This is a genomic window from Clostridium sediminicola (genome assembly GCF_050402865.1).
In the GTDB taxonomy this organism is placed as follows: domain Bacteria; phylum Bacillota; class Clostridia; order Clostridiales; family Clostridiaceae; genus Clostridium_AF; species Clostridium_AF sediminicola.
On the sequence record NZ_BAABMF010000001.1, the window covers coordinates 147,690 to 163,912 of the forward strand.

15 protein-coding genes are annotated in these 16,223 nt (G+C 28.3%); 14 read left to right on the forward strand and 1 reads right to left on the reverse strand.

Annotation, left to right across the window (positions count from 1 at the left end; translation table 11 throughout):
• Positions 1-11 precede the first annotated feature (11 nt).
• The 10 genes from ACQ3F0_RS00660 to ACQ3F0_RS00705 all read left to right on the forward strand — a co-directional run bounded on the left by ACQ3F0_RS00660 (position 12) and on the right by ACQ3F0_RS00705 (position 11,396).
• Positions 12-1,763, forward strand: a complete 1,752-nt coding sequence (locus ACQ3F0_RS00660; RefSeq protein ID WP_428863069.1) for a hypothetical protein — start codon at positions 12-14, stop codon at positions 1,761-1,763.
• Between the two features lie 334 nt (positions 1,764-2,097).
• Positions 2,098-2,904 (forward strand): transcriptional regulator, encoded by an 807-nt coding sequence (locus tag ACQ3F0_RS00665; protein ID WP_428863071.1) that lies wholly within the window; start codon positions 2,098-2,100, stop codon positions 2,902-2,904.
• Positions 2,905-2,989: 85 nt separating this feature from the next.
• A complete protein-coding gene (locus ACQ3F0_RS00670; RefSeq protein ID WP_428863072.1) occupies positions 2,990-3,496 on the forward strand; it encodes a GNAT family N-acetyltransferase in 507 nt (168 codons plus the stop codon).
• A gap of 470 nt (positions 3,497-3,966) precedes the next feature.
• Entirely contained in the window at positions 3,967-4,557 is a 591-nt protein-coding gene (locus ACQ3F0_RS00675) for a hypothetical protein (protein ID WP_428863073.1), read from the forward strand.
• A 132-nt stretch (positions 4,558-4,689) separates the two neighbouring features.
• Positions 4,690-5,844, forward strand: coding sequence for a DUF116 domain-containing protein (locus ACQ3F0_RS00680; RefSeq protein WP_428863075.1), 1,155 nt, complete (start codon positions 4,690-4,692; stop codon positions 5,842-5,844).
• A gap of 55 nt (positions 5,845-5,899) precedes the next feature.
• Positions 5,900-6,262: an MmcQ/YjbR family DNA-binding protein gene (locus ACQ3F0_RS00685; protein ID WP_428863077.1), complete on the forward strand. Its 363-nt coding sequence runs from the start codon at positions 5,900-5,902 to the stop codon at positions 6,260-6,262.
• A gap of 373 nt (positions 6,263-6,635) precedes the next feature.
• On the forward strand, positions 6,636-7,871 hold the full coding sequence (gene sstT / locus ACQ3F0_RS00690; protein ID WP_428863078.1) for a serine/threonine transporter SstT: 1,236 nt from the start codon (positions 6,636-6,638) through the stop codon (positions 7,869-7,871).
• Between the two features lie 454 nt (positions 7,872-8,325).
• Positions 8,326-8,589 carry a metal-sensing transcriptional repressor gene (locus tag ACQ3F0_RS00695; protein ID WP_428863080.1) on the forward strand — a complete coding sequence of 88 codons (264 nt, stop codon included), beginning with the start codon at positions 8,326-8,328 and terminating at the stop codon, positions 8,587-8,589.
• Between the two features lie 139 nt (positions 8,590-8,728).
• Complete coding sequence (locus ACQ3F0_RS00700; protein ID WP_428863082.1) at positions 8,729-11,170, forward strand: heavy metal translocating P-type ATPase; 2,442 nt, start codon at positions 8,729-8,731, stop codon at positions 11,168-11,170.
• A gap of 19 nt (positions 11,171-11,189) precedes the next feature.
• The gene (locus ACQ3F0_RS00705; RefSeq protein WP_428863084.1) at positions 11,190-11,396 is read left to right on the forward strand and encodes a heavy-metal-associated domain-containing protein; all 207 of its coding nucleotides are present in this window, start codon (positions 11,190-11,192) and stop codon (positions 11,394-11,396) included.
• Positions 11,397-11,442: 46 nt separating this feature from the next.
• Here the strand turns inward: ACQ3F0_RS00705 and ACQ3F0_RS00710 are convergent, their stop codons facing one another.
• Positions 11,443-11,661: a glutaredoxin domain-containing protein gene (locus ACQ3F0_RS00710; protein ID WP_428863086.1), complete on the reverse strand. Its 219-nt coding sequence runs from the start codon at positions 11,659-11,661 to the stop codon at positions 11,443-11,445.
• A gap of 512 nt (positions 11,662-12,173) precedes the next feature.
• Here ACQ3F0_RS00710 and ACQ3F0_RS00715 point away from each other — a divergent pair.
• The 4 genes from ACQ3F0_RS00715 (at position 12,174) to ACQ3F0_RS00730 (ending at position 16,016) form a co-directional block, all read left to right on the forward strand.
• Entirely contained in the window at positions 12,174-13,550 is a 1,377-nt protein-coding gene (locus ACQ3F0_RS00715) for a sodium-dependent transporter (RefSeq protein ID WP_428863088.1), read from the forward strand.
• Between the two features lie 425 nt (positions 13,551-13,975).
• Positions 13,976-15,097, forward strand: coding sequence for an ethanolamine utilization protein EutH (gene eutH, locus ACQ3F0_RS00720; RefSeq protein ID WP_428863090.1), 1,122 nt, complete (start codon positions 13,976-13,978; stop codon positions 15,095-15,097).
• A 47-nt stretch (positions 15,098-15,144) separates the two neighbouring features.
• On the forward strand, positions 15,145-15,591 hold the full coding sequence (locus ACQ3F0_RS00725; RefSeq protein WP_428863092.1) for a VanZ family protein: 447 nt from the start codon (positions 15,145-15,147) through the stop codon (positions 15,589-15,591).
• A 47-nt stretch (positions 15,592-15,638) separates the two neighbouring features.
• Entirely contained in the window at positions 15,639-16,016 is a 378-nt protein-coding gene (locus tag ACQ3F0_RS00730) for a hypothetical protein (RefSeq protein WP_428863094.1), read from the forward strand.
• Positions 16,017-16,223: the final 207 nt, after the last annotated feature.

Here is a 16,223-nt window from a genome sequence, read left to right on the forward strand (position 1 = left end):
CGAGGGATTATATGAAAATTTCAAATGAAATACAGCTTTGCTTTAGTCCGGAGGAATATAAAAATAAAAACATAATAGAACAAGAAGTTGTTTGCCAAAACACTTTTACTCAGTGCGGTGAGAATGAACTTATGCTTGACATTGAAGTACAAAGTAGTAATGGAGAAAGTGACGAAAAAACTATAGATTTACAGGTATGTTTTGCAGTTAGTGAAAACATTTTACCAATACAGCTGCTTAAATACTGTTACCCTGCAAGGGAGTTTGTGCTTTCTGAAAAAAACTGTAACTATAACTGTAACTATGGCTATCGTTTTCCTCTTTCGTTTGTAAGCGCCCTTTACAATAATATGGGGGTCACTCTGATTTTTGATGACCAGCAACAGAGTAGCGTGGGCGTACAAAAGCAAAATGATAAATTTCAGTTTATAGTACAATACAATAATATGACTTTGAAAAACGCACAACGAAAAATATTAATAAAATTCCATAGTGGTGATTGGCATCAGGGTTTTAATGGTTATAAAAGTTGGTATAAAAATAAATATAACCAAAATGAAAGGATAGATGAGCGTCTTTCAGGATGTTTCCATATCCGTCGTTATTTTTTTAATCCGCAGTTTTGCAAAAATGCAATTTATAATGGAAAAGATTACTGCTTTAGTCAGCAATATCACGATGATCAAACTGAGGTTGGTGGTGTTGACGTAGCACTTTTATTTGATTATGCATATACTCCACAAAATAATATTCGATGTGGAAATGCACAGCCATTTAAAAATCTTAAAAGCCTTAGCGAGCTTAATAGGCAGCTTCAAGCTTGTAAAAGTGAAAGCAAGCTTGCTGTTTATGCATATTTTGACCCGTATTTGATAAAAGAGGGTAGTGATTTTGATAAGATGTATCGCCACCAGTTACCTATACTTAATGAGAATAATCAAATATACCATATATGGAGCAAAGACCAGTGGCATCCATGTATCAGTACAAATCAGTGGCAAAGCGAAAGCGCTAGTTACCTAGCAAAGGTTGACGAAAAGTTTACTGTAGACGGTTTTTATTTAGATGAAATGGGTAATGGTGAGCAGTTCATTTGCCATAATAAAGCGCATAGTCATTCTATTCCATTAAATCAGAATAACGCAGAGTATAGTTATGTAAGCATGTTAAAGAATAAATTCCCTGAAAAGTTATATATGTGCGAGTTTTTTCCAGCCGACAGTAATATCTCCTTGTATCCATCAGTTTTATCAGATTCTAAAACAATTGTAGATATATGTCGTTTTGCTTTTCCATATAAAAAAATATTTAAAATAATTGACTGTGACCGCCCAATAGGCAACAATACATGGGACATTAATAAAATTTTCTTTAATGGAATGGGCTTGTGGTTGGATAACGATCTACACAGTAGCGAGTGGTATTCGCCTGCGGTTAAAGTGTTGATAAAAAAGCATTATCAAATTTTAAAGAAATATAGCTGGATATTCCAGTCTAATGAGATAGAGGCACTAGTGAATATAAGATCAAGTTCTATTTTGGCAAATAGGTTTACAAGGCAGAAGGAGACTATTTTTACGATTATTAATGTAACTACAGAAAGTGCAGAGTGTTATTTCGCTATTGATGAAAAATATACTGATGTTTACGATATTTATAACAATAACACCTGTAAAATTATTAGTAGAAATGGTACGCGCTGTATAAAATTAGAACTGGGTGCACAAGAAGTAGGGTGTATTTACGCAGTACATATAGTTTAATACCAATGGAATTACATGTATTCTCATGTTTATTAACGCTTTTATTAATCATAAAAAAAATGATCAAAGACAACAAGCAACTTCGACCATTGCACGTCCTCAAAATCTCCTTATTGGGTAATGAAAATTTTGTGAATTTTATATAAACAATGTATAAAATTCGATACGATTAACTTCTAATTATTTATCGAACTCATTCAGTAAGCCTTCATTTGTTTTTGATATTAAGAATAAATATAGAGTAGTTACTATAATATTTACAAAGTAATCTCATAAACACTAAAAAATATAATTTATGTTATAATGTGGGTGACTGTAAAAAGAAGGTGAAGAGATGTATTGTGTAATTCAAAAGGTACAAAATAAGAGAGCAAATACAGATGCCACATTTAAAGAACTAAAGGTAAGTGAAACAACTACCACTATAGAAAATGATACTATAAAGAGATATGGATTTTATTATACTGGTGAAAGATTTGAAAGAGAAAAAAAGGATGCATATAAAATAAGTATCCACAAGAGCTATAGAGAAGAAGGTAAGATAAAAAAGAAACAATGGGTTATATGTACCATGAAGTATTATGACATAACAGATGGTTATACATATATTGGTGATTATACCGTTGGATTAGAGGACAAGCTTCAAGAAATAGGAATTACAGAAGAAAAATTATATGAGATGATATATAAGAAACTTGATTCAATAATTGATGAAATAACAGAAGAGTATAAAAAAACAGAGGAATACAAGACAAATAAAAAGCATAAGGACATAATTAAAATATATAATACTAATAAAAAAGAATTTGAAAAGAATTATGGATATGACACTTACGATTATTGTTATGATGTATTTGGTACACTAAGAAATAAGGAAAAGCTCCATAGTGTTATGAGGAATAAAAGAGAAAAACAAAAGAATAAACGTAGTTACTATGAAAATAATGAAAGTAACTACAATTATAGTGATTTCTCTAGTAGTTACTTTGAAGGGAAACAAAGTAACTACACTAAAGAAGAAAAAGAATATTTGAAAATAATATATAAAGCAGCAGCCATGAAGCTTCATCCTGACATAAAAAAAGATAATGGTGAAGGTATGAAGTTCTTAAATAAGCTAAAAGAAGAATGGAATTTATGATTCATTAAGTTATAATAGATATGATAAAAGATATTTAGGTTCCTATAATTGCTCATCTTAATGAGAAATAAAGGAGGTATTGTTTATGTTAAGACTAAAAACAAAACGACTAAAATTAAGACCATTAGAAACTGAGGATATTGATTCTGTTATGAACTTTTGGGGAAATGAAGAGGTTATGAAGTATTCCGGTGGAGCTGGGAATAAAGAAAGTGAAGAAAGATCTATAGCCTTTTATATTAATCTTCAAAAAGAAAAAGGTTTTTCTCCCTTTATAGTAAGTTTAAAAGAAAATAACCAGATTATTGGTGCATGTGGTTTTAATCCTACCGATAAGGATAGTGAAATTGAATTGATTTATCATTTTAGCAAGGAATATTGGGGACAAGGATATGCTACAGAAGCCGCAGAAGAGCTTATTGCCTACGCTATTGAAAATTTAAAAAAGGAAAAAATCATTGCTTCTACTAGCCCTCAAAATAATCCTTCCATGAAGGTGTTAAAAAAATTAGGTTTTAGCTATGTAGGAATGAAATGGTTTGAAGATACAAAACAAGAAGAACCATGCTTTGAACTTTTTATTCACAGATAAGGTGTGTAATGGCAACTAAAAAAATGACATGAGGTAGAAGCTAATGAAGAAGAATCTAAAAAGAGTTTTCAAATGATTTTTTTTTGATAGATTAAGAAATAAAAATATCTTATTCAAACGGAACAGTAGGTAAAGCAACTGGTTTAAAACCTGGAGTTGAGTAGATTACATAACATATAGTATATCTTTAATACAAGTATATTTAAATCAGGGGGAACAATGGAGAAAATTAATGAAAATAAATCAAATAAAACAATGCAAAAGTTATGGAATCGAATTTCACTTTATTGTTACAAGGTCAACTAGTATCTGTTTTTGATATTGCACTTCGATTTTGGATTCTTGCAAAGACTGGGTCTGTTTATATTAAATATATTTATGAATACTATACGAGGTGATTAATTGAACTTAAAAAATATTAAAAAACATAAATGTAATGACATTTTTAATGACACTCTATGGAGGTTAGTATGAAAAAAATCACACTAATTATTTTAGTATTTCTTAGCTTGCTGACAGGTTGTAGTAATGAAGTGAAGCCTGTTAACGTAGAAAAAACAGAATTTGATTTATTAACTGCTAAAAGCATAATGGAAAGAACATGGAAACCGGTAAATGATTTAACAAATAAAAAACTAGAAACTAGGCCCAATATAGACGTATATACTAAAGAAGAATTCTTTAATAATTATAACTTTAAATGTATGAGTGAAATGATGAAAGATGATATATTTGAAACAATTGTAGATATGGACCAAAATGGCGTAGTAAAGGATAGTGAAGGCAAAATCGTATTTGGTGAAGGTAATATTATAGCATATATTCCTACAATATTTGATGAAGGTGTTTATATTGAGAATGCCTATTTAAAAAAGAGTACTTATAAAGATGAAGATTCAGCATTAAATTCATTTGAATTAGTAATAGAAGAACGTAGTAATGAAGAAATAACCCAATGGGCTTCAAATTTTTCTAGAAACTGTATATTTATTAAGAATAAGAAGGATGAATGGATACTAGATAAAACTGAAGGTATTATAAGTTATAAATGGGAAAGATGATTTTATACATAAAAAAGTACTTATAAATAAGGTATAATTCAGCCATATATTCTCAAAAAATATGCTATAATTACATTATATGAGTAATATTTATATAAGCTTTACAAAATTTTATAGTAAAGGTAGGATTTTATGGGCGAGATAATAACTTATTCATTATGTAAATATAAAGATAATTCTTATAAATATTATGAAGATGTATCAATTTTTACAGATGAGGTAATAATTGAAATATGTGATTCTACTGATATATGGGTAAAGGATTTTGAAAATTTTATTGAAGAAAATAATATAGAAGATATAAGAACAAACGCAGAATATTCCCTTGAACTGCTTATTTTAGGAGTGCTATGGAGAACTTATATAAATAAAGCAGTAAAATTAAAAGAAATACCAAAGGATATACTTATTAAACTATCTTGGTTAAGAGAAAAAAATAATATAAAGAAATTTTCGGATTTTTTTAGAGGAATTATAGGGACATTATTTTTATCTAAAGAAAATGATAAGAGTATAGACTTTACAATAAGTAATATAATAAAATTAATTAATTGGTTATCAGCTACAGGAGAATTTAAGCAAGAAGTTAAAAGATTGAAAAGATGGAGAGAGTATTTATCTTATAAGTCTAACAAAGAAATTTATGATATCATATTAGCATCAGTGAATTTAGGACAATGGTTTGAAATAAAAAGTGAAGAGGCATTAGGAGTTTATACTGAAAATGTTGACAAGTTCCATAACAGTAACTATAAGATACACAAGTGGAAAGAAGATTATATATATACTGGACGTAAAAGAGTGGAATACCATTTAAATATGGTAGGAGCTGAAATAATGAATAGAGCTTACAGAGTTGAATTTCTTAAAATGAAAGAAAAGAAACTGCTTTTGCCTGTTTGTATGAGATTAAATACTGATAATAATTGTAAAGCTATTAGAACTAATGAAGGATATTTATGTACAAATTGTTCAAAATCTTGTAAGGTGAATCAATATTCAAATTTAGGAAGAAAAAATAATTTTAAAGTTAGTATTATTCCTCATGAATCATCAGTATTTACAAAAATAAAAACTGAAAAAAGAAAAATTGGGATAATTGGAGTAGCATGTGTTCTGAATCTTATTTCTGGTGGACTTAAAGCAAAAGATTTAGGGTTTGTTCCACAATGTGTATTATTAGATTATTGTGGATGTAAGAATCATTGGCATAAAGATGGTATTGTTACTGATATTAATATTGATAAGTTATTATCTATTGTTGGAGTCGATTCTCAGTACTTATAATAGTGTACTAAGTTATAAATAAATTTAACTATAAATAAATACAAGGAGTGATTTTATGACTAGAGATGAAGTTAAAGAATATTTTTTGAGTAAAAAAGCTGCTATCGAAGAATTTCCTTTTAATATTTCTGTACCTGTATATAAAGTGGGAGATAAAATGTTTGGATTATTAAATGTTCACGAAGAAAGAGCTAGCTTTAATGTAAAAAATTATAAAGAAGAGAATTTAGTATTACGAGAAATGTTTGAAGAAATTGTTCCAGGATATCATATGAATAAAGCTCATTGGAATACTATCTATTTAGATGGTAATTTAGATGATGATATAATAAAAAAACAAATAGATATATCTTATGAAATTGTATTTAATTCTTTAACTAAGAAAAAACAAAAAGAAATTATGGTAGATAGTAAATAAGTCTACCATAATTTCTTTTTTGTTATAAAGAAACTTTTTAGTTATTTAAACAAAGTATAAAAATGTTAAATAGACCATTATTTCAATTAAATACTGGTTTATTTATCATTTTTTTTATGAAAAAATAATATTAATTGGAATAAACTACTTAGTAGTTTAAAAAAAACATTTATATTTCGACAAATTTCATGGAAAATCAACAAAATGTATTGCGGTTCAACAAAAGTTGTGATAAACTTTCATTGTTGTCTGAATCGTAAAAGTTTTCAGCATGTAGTGGGAAAACGTTTAAAATTTATACTTTTCTAAATGTTGATTAAATGTATTTTCAGACAAAATATTTTTTATATTATCATAGGGGGTAAAAAAGGAAATGAAAAATTTATTAACGAAATGGAATCAATTAAGTTTGGTCAAGCGAATTATAATTGGTCTGGCCATCGGTATTATTTTAGCTATTATATCTCCCGAAGCAGCAAAACCAATTTCTATCTTTGGTTCATTATTTGTAGGTGGCTTAAAAGCTGTTGCACCTATATTAGTATTCTTCTTAGTAATGTCCGCTATTTCTCAACATAAGAGTGGTCAAAAAACTAATATGAAATCAATAGTTGTTCTTTACCTTTTAGGAACATTTTTAGCAGGGCTTATTGCTGTTGTAGCAAGTTTTATGTTCCCAGTTTCATTAAAACTTGGAGCAGGTATTGACAGTATAACACCTCCAGGTGGCGTTGTTGAAGTATTAAAAAAATTACTTATGAATGTAGTAGACAACCCTATCAATGCTCTATCTAATGCTAATTACATTGGTATTTTAGCATGGGCATTACTTCTTGGTCTTGCATTAAAGAATGCACCTGACACTACTAAAACAATGATTAGTAATTTTTCAGATGCACTATCTCAAGTTGTAAGATGGGTTATAAGCTTAGCACCACTTGGTATTATGGGTCTAGTTTTTGATGCTATTGCAACTAATGGTCTTTCTTCTTTATTAAGTTACGGACAATTACTTCTTGTATTAGTTGGTTGTATGATATTTATGGCATTAGTTGTAAATCCTATTGTTACATTTATCGGTATTCGTCAAAATCCATATCCACTTGTACTTAAATGTTTAAAGGATAGTGGTATTACAGCATTCTTTACACGTAGTTCAGCTGCTAATATTCCGGTGAATATGAGCTTATGTGAAGATCTTGGTTTGGACAAGGATACTTATTCAGTATCAATTCCACTTGGTGCTACTGTAAATATGGCTGGTGCAGCTATTACAATCTCTGTTTTAACACTTGCAGCAGTTAATACATTAGGTATACAAGTAGATATTGGTTCAGCATTAATTTTAAGTTTACTTTCAGCAGTAAGTGCTTGTGGAGCTTCTGGAGTAGCAGGTGGTTCATTACTATTGATTCCTCTTGCATGTAGTTTATTTGGTATTCCAAACGATGTAGCAATGCAAGTTGTTGGTGTAGGTTTTGTTGTAGGAGTTATACAAGATTCTTGTGAAACTGCTCTTAACTCATCAACAGACGCACTTTTCACAGCTGTTGCTGAATTTACAAAGTGGAGAAAAGAAGGAAAGAAAATAGTTATTACTAGAAAATAGTATACAGTATTTTTAAACTTAATAAAGTCCTTTATTGTAGTCATAATACTACGATAGAGGGCTTATTTTTATGCATATAATATAAAAAAAATGAGAAAAATAATTCTGATATTTATATGAAATAAATTTTGGGGAACTTAAAAAAATAATTAAGATAAGATGATAAATAATGTAATAAATGTAATAATAGAACTGAAAAATCCTAAAGTAAACGTAATAAATATTATGTTAACTAAATAAAATGTAAACAATAAAAAATTTAGAATAAAACAGTAAATTATTATAATTATAAAAAATATTAAAATAATTTTTAATGAAAAAGAAACACAATATATAAAGAAATAGCTATAAGTTAACAATATAATATACAGTTATCAATCAAATACTTGACACTTCATAAAAAAAGTAATAAACTATAAGCATAACACCCCACAGGGGTAGGGAGGTTTAAATTATGAATGATGAAAAATTGAAAGCAAAAAAGTATTTAAAAACAGCAAGAGGTCAAATAGATGGAATTATTAAAATGATAGAAGAAGACAGATATTGTGTAGACATATCGAATCAAATTATTGCTTCGCAAGGACTTTTAAGAAAATCTAACTCATTGATATTGAAACAACATATAAACCATTGTGTCAAAGATGCATTTTTGAATGATTCTGGTGAAGAAAAAGTTGATGAAGTAATGAAGTTGCTAGATAAATTGATTAAGTAAATGGCTGTATTTTAAAATAGAGTACGAACTAGTTGACTGTTGACTGTAGACTGTCAACCGTCAACTATAGATTGTGAAGCGCTTTTCTTCGCAATTTATAAATATTCTTTAAATAAAGCAAAAAAAAGGAGATGAACTTATGAATAAAACTTTCAAAATCGGGGGCATGACCTGTGCTGTATGTGCTAGAGTGGTTGAAAAAACTGCTAATAAAATATCAGGCATCGAGAATGCAAATCTAAATTTTGCTGCTGAAAAACTTTATGTCGAATTTGATGGGGATAAAACTTCAACTGAAGATATTATAAAGGCTATTGAAAAAGCTGGTTATACTGCAGAAGAAGATAAAGAGATAAAGAAATTATCATTAAGTATTTCAGGTATGACTTGTGCAGTGTGTGCAAAAGCAGTTGAGAAAGCAACAATGAAACTAGATGGAGTTGAAAAATCAGAAGTTAATTTTGCATCCGAAAAATTATATATTGAATATGATACATCTAAAGTTAGACTTTCTATGATTAAAGGAGAAGTTGAAAAAGCAGGTTATGGAGTTATTGATGAAGAAGAGGAGATAGAAGAAGTAGATAGAAAACTTCAAGAACAAAATATTATTTGGAAAAATTTCTTGATTTCAGCATCATTTACAATACCATTATTAATCATATCAATGGGACATATGGTAGGTATGCCTCTACCAAATATAATAAACATGCACCATAATCCTTTAAACTTTGCTATGACACAATTGATTTTGGTAATACCATCTTTAGTAGCTGGAAGAAAGTTTTTTAAATATGGATTTAAAAATATTATAAGGCGTAATCCTAATATGGATTCACTTATTGCTTTAGGAACATCTTCAGCAATATTGTATGGGTTATTTGCAATATACCAAATTGCATCGGGAAATAAGGTGTATGCTGAAAAACTTTACTTCGAATCTGCTGCCACAATTATTACTTTGATTTTACTTGGTAAGTATTTGGAGGCTAAGACAAAAGGTAGAACATCTGAAGCAATTAAAAAATTAATAGGACTTACCCCGAAAAATGCAACACTTATAAAAGATGATAAAGAAATAACAATTTTAATTGAGGAAGTAAGAGTAGATGATATAATTTTAGTTCGTCCTGGAGAAAAAATACCTGTAGATGGAATAGTTGTTGATGGTAATTCATCTGTAGATGAATCTATGTTAACCGGAGAGAGCATTCCAGTAGATAAAAAACAAGATGATGAAGTATTTGGAGCTACATTAAATAAAAATGGAATATTAAAAATCAGAGCTACTAAAGTAGGCAAAGATACATTCTTAGCTCAAATAATAAAACTAGTAGAGAGTGCACAAGGATCAAAAGCACCAATCGCAAGACTTGCAGATATAATCTCTGGATACTTTGTTCCAATTGTTATGGCTATAGCTACCTTATCGGGGTTGATTTGGTTTATATCAGGTAAGGATACAATATTCTCACTAACAATATTTATATCAGTATTAGTTATTGCTTGCCCTTGTGCACTTGGATTAGCAACACCAACAGCAATTATGGTAGGCTCAGGTAAAGGTGCTGAAAATGGTATATTGATCAAAAGTGGAGAAGCTCTAGAAAATAGTTATAAAATTGAAGCTATAGTCTTTGACAAGACAGGAACTATAACAAAAGGAAAGCCGAAGGTAACAGATATCTTAACAGAAAATATAGATAAAAATCAGTTGTTATCTATAGTAGCTTCAGCTGAGAAAGTATCAGAACATCCACTTGGAGAAGCTATTGTTAAAGAAGCCGAAGAAATGAATGTTTCATTCAAAAAAGTGGATAACTTTTTAAGTCACACTGGAATGGGTATAGAGGCTAATATCGAAAGTAACAAAGTTTTTATCGGAAATAAAAGATTTATGAATACACTGAAATTAGATGTTGCACATATTGAGAGTGAAGTTAATAGACTTTCATCTGAAGGAAAGACTGCTATGTATGTTGCAATCAATAATGAGTATAAAGGAATAATTGCTGTTGCAGATACTCTGAAAGAAAATAGTAAAATAGCTATTGAAAAGTTACAAAAAATGAATATTGAAACTGTAATGATTACTGGAGACAATAGAAAAACTGCTGAAGCAATTGCAAAACAAGTAGGTATCAGCAAAGTTTTTGCTGATGTAATGCCAAATGATAAATCTGAGTATGTTAAAAAACTTCAGCAAGAAGGTAAATTAGTCGCAATGGTTGGTGATGGAATAAACGATGCACCTGCATTAGTTCAAGCGGACGTAGGTATAGCTATTGGATCAGGCACAGATATAGCTATGGAGTCAGCAGATGTAGTACTAATGAAAGATGAAATTGTAGATGTATTGGGAGCTATTCAACTAAGTAGGGCAACAATAAGAAATATAAAGCAAAATCTTTTCTGGGCTTTTGGGTATAATACAATTGGAATACCTGTAGCAGCGGGGGTATTAACTCTATTTGGTGGACCACAGTTAAGTCCTATGATAGCAGCAGCTGCAATGAGTTTTAGTTCAGTTTCAGTGTTATTAAATGCTCTAAGATTAAAAAGATTTAAAATAAACCTATAAGATAAAGGAGACAATGAATATGAAAAAAATATTACGAATTGAAGGTATGTCGTGTGGTCATTGCGTTAATCATGTAAAGAATGCATTAATGGATATTGAGGGAGTGGAAAATGTTGAAGTAAGCTTAGATGAAAAAAAAGCTATTGTAGAAGGAAATGACCTTAATGAAGAAAAAATGAAAACTGAAATAGAAGATTTCGGATATACTGTAATAGAAATCGAATAAAAAAGAGCCTTGGGCTCTTTTTTAATTACATTTTTAAAGGTAAAGATCAATCATTTTTTAAAGATTCAATATCAGATTGCTCAAAAAGAAATTCTTCACCATTATTAATTGCTACACAAGGAATTCCTATTCTACCTGATTTTCTAATTTCATCAAATTCAGATCTAGTGTCTCTATACTTGAGAAATTTTTTTAGATAAAGCATACTATCTGTAATATCAAGGTATAAAAATTTAAAATTATTTTTTGAAAGAAACTCTTTCACTGGTTGGCAGTCAGGTCAATGTTTACTGCCGAAGACAATGATTTTTTTCATAACAATCCTCCTAAAGAAAATATATTAAAATTCTAAAATTATAGCTAATGTAATTATATATTGTAATTATCTTATATTCAATAAAATAAAGAATATTAATTTTAAAAATAAGAATAATATATTAATAGAAATGAATATTATAGAACAAATTGTCGAAAAAAATACTGCGATTTTTTCAAAATAGTATAATCAGCTTTCGCTTATTAATATATCATATATAAGTTCATAATTTGATAAATCAACAAATACAAAGGTGCAATATTAACGAATCTATAACTTTTTATTGCGAAAAATGTCGAAATCAATTATAATTAATGTTAACAAGTTTGGGCAATATTTTTGCAATTATTACTATAAGGCAAAATGTTTTAAAAAATCATTAAAAATTATCAAAAATATTGCTTGCTTTTATTATTGATATAAAAACTAACTTGTTAAATTTTATTTTAGGGGAGGATATTATGGAAAATAAAAAACAACAGAGAGAGGTTTTTTCTTCAAAATTGGGGATTATTGCAGCAGCAGCAGGTTCAGCTATCGGATTGGGAAATATATGGAAGTTCCCATACATAACTGGTATTTATGGTGGTGCAGCATTTATTTTTGTTTATTTAATATGTATTGTTTTAATTGGCATGCCAGTTATGCTTTCAGAATTTTTAATAGGACGTAGAGCAAAAAAGAACGCAGTAGCATCTTTTGAAGAACTTGCACCTAGAACACCGTGGTTTTTAACAGGAGGGTTCGGTGTATTAACAGGTTTTATAATATTATCATTTTATGGTGTTGTTGCAGGTTGGACACTACATTATGTCTATACAGCTGTTATAAATGGTTTCAAAGGTCAAAGTCCTGAGCAACTTAACAATATGTTTGGTTCTTTAGTAACTAATCCATGGCAACCTGTAATGTGGCAAGTAATTTTCATGATTTTAACCGCTGTGGTTATTCTTGGTGGAGTTAAAGATGGTATAGAAAAATATGCAAAAATCTTAATGCCTTTATTATTAGTTATAATAATTATATTAGATATAAGAGCAATAACACTTCCTGGAGCAGGAGAAGGGTTAGCATTTTTATTTAAACCAGATTTTTCTAAAATAAATGGAGAAGCAGTGATGGCGGCTTTAGGTCACGCATTCTTTACACTTTCAATTGGAATGGCTGCAATGATTACATATGGTTCATATATTGGTAAAAAAGAAAACCTTGGTGTTACTACTTTGCAAGTTTCATTAGCAGATACTTTTATTGCATTATTATCAGGTTTAGCAATTTTCCCAGCAGTTTTTGCTTTTGGAGTTAAGCCTAATGTAGGTCCTGGTCTTGTGTTTGTTACTTTACCAAATGTATTTAATATGATGCCTGGTGGATATATATTTAGTATATTATTCTTTGTATTACTAGCAGTAGCTGCATTAACATCGTCAATTTCTCTTTTAGAAGTAGTTGTCGCATATTTTGATGAAAGTCTTAATATGTCAAGAAAAAAGGCTACTATTACAGCAGCTGGTATTATAACAATTTTAGGAGCTTTTGAGTCATTAACATATAGCGTTGTTAAATTTAACTTACCATTATTTAAAGGTGGTGAATGGCATACACTAGCTTTTTTGGATTGGATGATTGAATTATCAGATCTTATGTTACCAATTGGAGGGTTCTTCATAGCATTATTTGTAGGATATGTTATGAAAAATAATGATGTTAAGAATGAACTTAATAATGACGGGAAACTTGAACTTTGGTGGTATGGCACATTTAGAGTATTAATAAAAGTATTAGCTCCAATAGCTATATTAATAACTTTTATTAATATGACGTTTGGTATTTTATAAGTAATCAGTAGAAATATTTTGATATATAAACACTAAAAGGTAAGCATTAAAGAACCAACCAATTTTATAGGTTGGTTCTTTTGTAGTCTACAGAATATATAGAAAAGGTTGAGATATCAAAGAAAAATAAAATTAGAATTTTTATAATAGTACATAATAATTATTATGTAAACTATATCTTATGTAAACACTCAAAGTTTCTATTACTATTCTTAAATTTTTATATCAAAAACTAATTAATACAGAAGAAAGAAAATGTTTATAAAATAATATATAATATATAATATCTATTTAAAATATTGTATAATGTTTTAAATAGATATTATATGGTTAAACCACAAAAAGTAAGTTAAACTAAATTACTTTTTATGGAATAACCATTATATAAGACGTAACTTTTTAGTATATTAAGGAGACAATTGAAAATGGATAAGATAATATTATATATAATTGGAGTATTTTTCGTATTGGGAGGTATCGATTATATAATAGGAAATCCTATGAAGATAGGTAAAAAGTTTGAAGAAGGTATAAAAACCATGGGATCTGTAGGATTAGCTATGATAGGAATATATTCTTTAGCTCCAGTTTTCTCTAAAATTTTAGCTATTGTAGTTATTCCTTTATGTAATACATTTAAATTAGATCCTTCTATATTTCCAGCTACTTTTTTAGCAGTTGATATGGGTGGATATCAGCTGGCAACTGAATTAGCTGTTAAACCAGAGATAGGATTATTTTCAGGAATTATTATTGCATCAACTTTAGGTGCTACTATTAGTTTTTCAATACCAGTTGCTATAGGATTAATTTCAAAAGAAGATGAAAAATATTTTTCCAAAGGTGTTATGATAGGAATAATCCCAATTCCTATAGGTTGTTTATTAGCTGGTTTATGGCAAAAAATAAATTTCGAGATTTTATTATGGAATATAATACCTATATTTATTTTAGCTATGATTCTAGTAGCAGGTTTGTTTCTTTTACCAAATACATTAATAAGAATTTTTAGTTTCTTTGGAAAAACTATAATGGGTTTAAGTGTTATAGGATTACTTTTTCAAGGAATTGATGTAATCTTTGGAGTTAAAATTATTTCTGGACTTGCACCTCTTTCAGAAGCAACTCTAATAGTTGGGAAAATCGCATTTATTCTGGGTGGTGCTTATCCAATGTTGGAATTAATTAATAAGGTATTTGGAAATAGTTTAGATAAGATTGGTAGAAAACTTGGAATAAATTCAGTATCTGTTGCAGGAATGTTAGGTAATTTGGCTAGTAATTTATTAATATTTGGTACATATAAAGAAATGAATCCAAAAGGTAAGGTATTATGTACGGCTTTTGGTATAAGTGGAGCTTTTGTTTTTGGAGGACAATTTGCTTTTGTTTCTGGAATAGCCCCTGAAATGATAGGAGGATTTATTATATCTAAACTTACTTCTGGAATCTTAAGTGTATTATTAGCAGTATGGCTATATGAACGAGAATCTAAAAAATTAATAAAAAATAAATGTATAAATGAAACTTTATTTACATCAAAATAAAAAATTATAAATGAAATATTTTTATTTAAAATTAGAAAGGAATCCTAATGAGTAAAAAACATTTTAATTGGTTAATGGTTATATTATGGATGGCATTAATTTTCACTTTTTCTCATCAACCAGGTAATATATCAGATAAAAATAGTAAACTAGTAATATATTTGTTTGACATGCTAGGATTAGATTTAAATGGTTTACTTGGAGAAGTAAGTAATTTTATCGTTAGAAAATTAGCACATTTCACAGAATATTTTATTTTATATATGTTTTTGATTAGAGCTATGAATTATAAAAACTTCAAAATTGAAAACATATTTATTGCAGTAATATATGTTTTTCTTTATGCTGCATCGGATGAAATTCATCAAGCATTTGTTCCTAATAGAGGTCCAGCTATTAGAGATGTGATTATAGATACTAGTGGGGCTATCTTTGCAATGATTATTTATTATTTAAAAACTAAACATAAATTTAATGGATTTATAAATGCGTAAATTAATACTGAATATTTAACATCTAAGAAGAAAGGTAGGCATTATTTATGGAAAGTGTTGGTAAATATATTGAAAATTATGGATTCATTGTTTCTAGCATTACTGATGGAAAGGTTAATGGTTACTATTGCAAAAATGAAATTTCACAAAGTGAATTTATAATTGATTTTACAAAGAAAAACTTGAAAAATCCATCTATAATTTATGATCATTATACAAATATCTATGGCACAAAAATAAATATAGTTTTTTTAATTGAAGTAGATGAAAATATCGATGAAATATTAGAGTTCATAGAAAAAAACAAAAAAAGTGATTTGGTGTATTTAATTTATGATAAGGATGACGAAATAGAATTTTTTTTGAAGGATTTATGGAACACAATAATTAATTTACATAATGGAGTTAATTGGAAAAACTATTAACAAAAAAATAGCGAAAGCTATTTTTTTTTATTTGTTTGTTAAATATTTAAGGTAAAACAAATGATTATATTAAAAAATAGATTAATAGACACAATCAGACATTATACGCTATTGTTAATTATATAACAATTTATTATTGACTTTTATTTAATTTAATTATAATATAATAGTGAATTGATTAACAAATTAATTTTAGGAGGAAGATTG

Bases quoted from the DNA above. Each gene is read 5' to 3' on its own strand.
- ACQ3F0_RS00660 (WP_428863069.1), top strand. From the start codon at position 12: ATGAAAATTTCAAATGAAATACAGCTTTGCTTTAGTCCGGAGGAATAT.
- ACQ3F0_RS00665 (WP_428863071.1), top strand. From the start codon at position 2,098: ATGTATTGTGTAATTCAAAAGGTACAAAATAAGAGAGCAAATACAGAT.
- ACQ3F0_RS00670 (WP_428863072.1), top strand. From the start codon at position 2,990: ATGTTAAGACTAAAAACAAAACGACTAAAATTAAGACCATTAGAAACT.
- ACQ3F0_RS00675 (WP_428863073.1), top strand. From the start codon at position 3,967: ATGAAAAAAATCACACTAATTATTTTAGTATTTCTTAGCTTGCTGACA.
- ACQ3F0_RS00680 (WP_428863075.1), top strand. From the start codon at position 4,690: ATGGGCGAGATAATAACTTATTCATTATGTAAATATAAAGATAATTCT.
- ACQ3F0_RS00685 (WP_428863077.1), top strand. From the start codon at position 5,900: ATGACTAGAGATGAAGTTAAAGAATATTTTTTGAGTAAAAAAGCTGCT.
- sstT (WP_428863078.1), top strand. From the start codon at position 6,636: ATGAAAAATTTATTAACGAAATGGAATCAATTAAGTTTGGTCAAGCGA.
- ACQ3F0_RS00695 (WP_428863080.1), top strand. From the start codon at position 8,326: ATGAATGATGAAAAATTGAAAGCAAAAAAGTATTTAAAAACAGCAAGA.
- ACQ3F0_RS00700 (WP_428863082.1), top strand. From the start codon at position 8,729: ATGAATAAAACTTTCAAAATCGGGGGCATGACCTGTGCTGTATGTGCT.
- ACQ3F0_RS00705 (WP_428863084.1), top strand. From the start codon at position 11,190: ATGAAAAAAATATTACGAATTGAAGGTATGTCGTGTGGTCATTGCGTT.
- ACQ3F0_RS00715 (WP_428863088.1), top strand. From the start codon at position 12,174: ATGGAAAATAAAAAACAACAGAGAGAGGTTTTTTCTTCAAAATTGGGG.
- eutH (WP_428863090.1), top strand. From the start codon at position 13,976: ATGGATAAGATAATATTATATATAATTGGAGTATTTTTCGTATTGGGA.
- ACQ3F0_RS00725 (WP_428863092.1), top strand. From the start codon at position 15,145: ATGAGTAAAAAACATTTTAATTGGTTAATGGTTATATTATGGATGGCA.
- ACQ3F0_RS00730 (WP_428863094.1), top strand. From the start codon at position 15,639: ATGGAAAGTGTTGGTAAATATATTGAAAATTATGGATTCATTGTTTCT.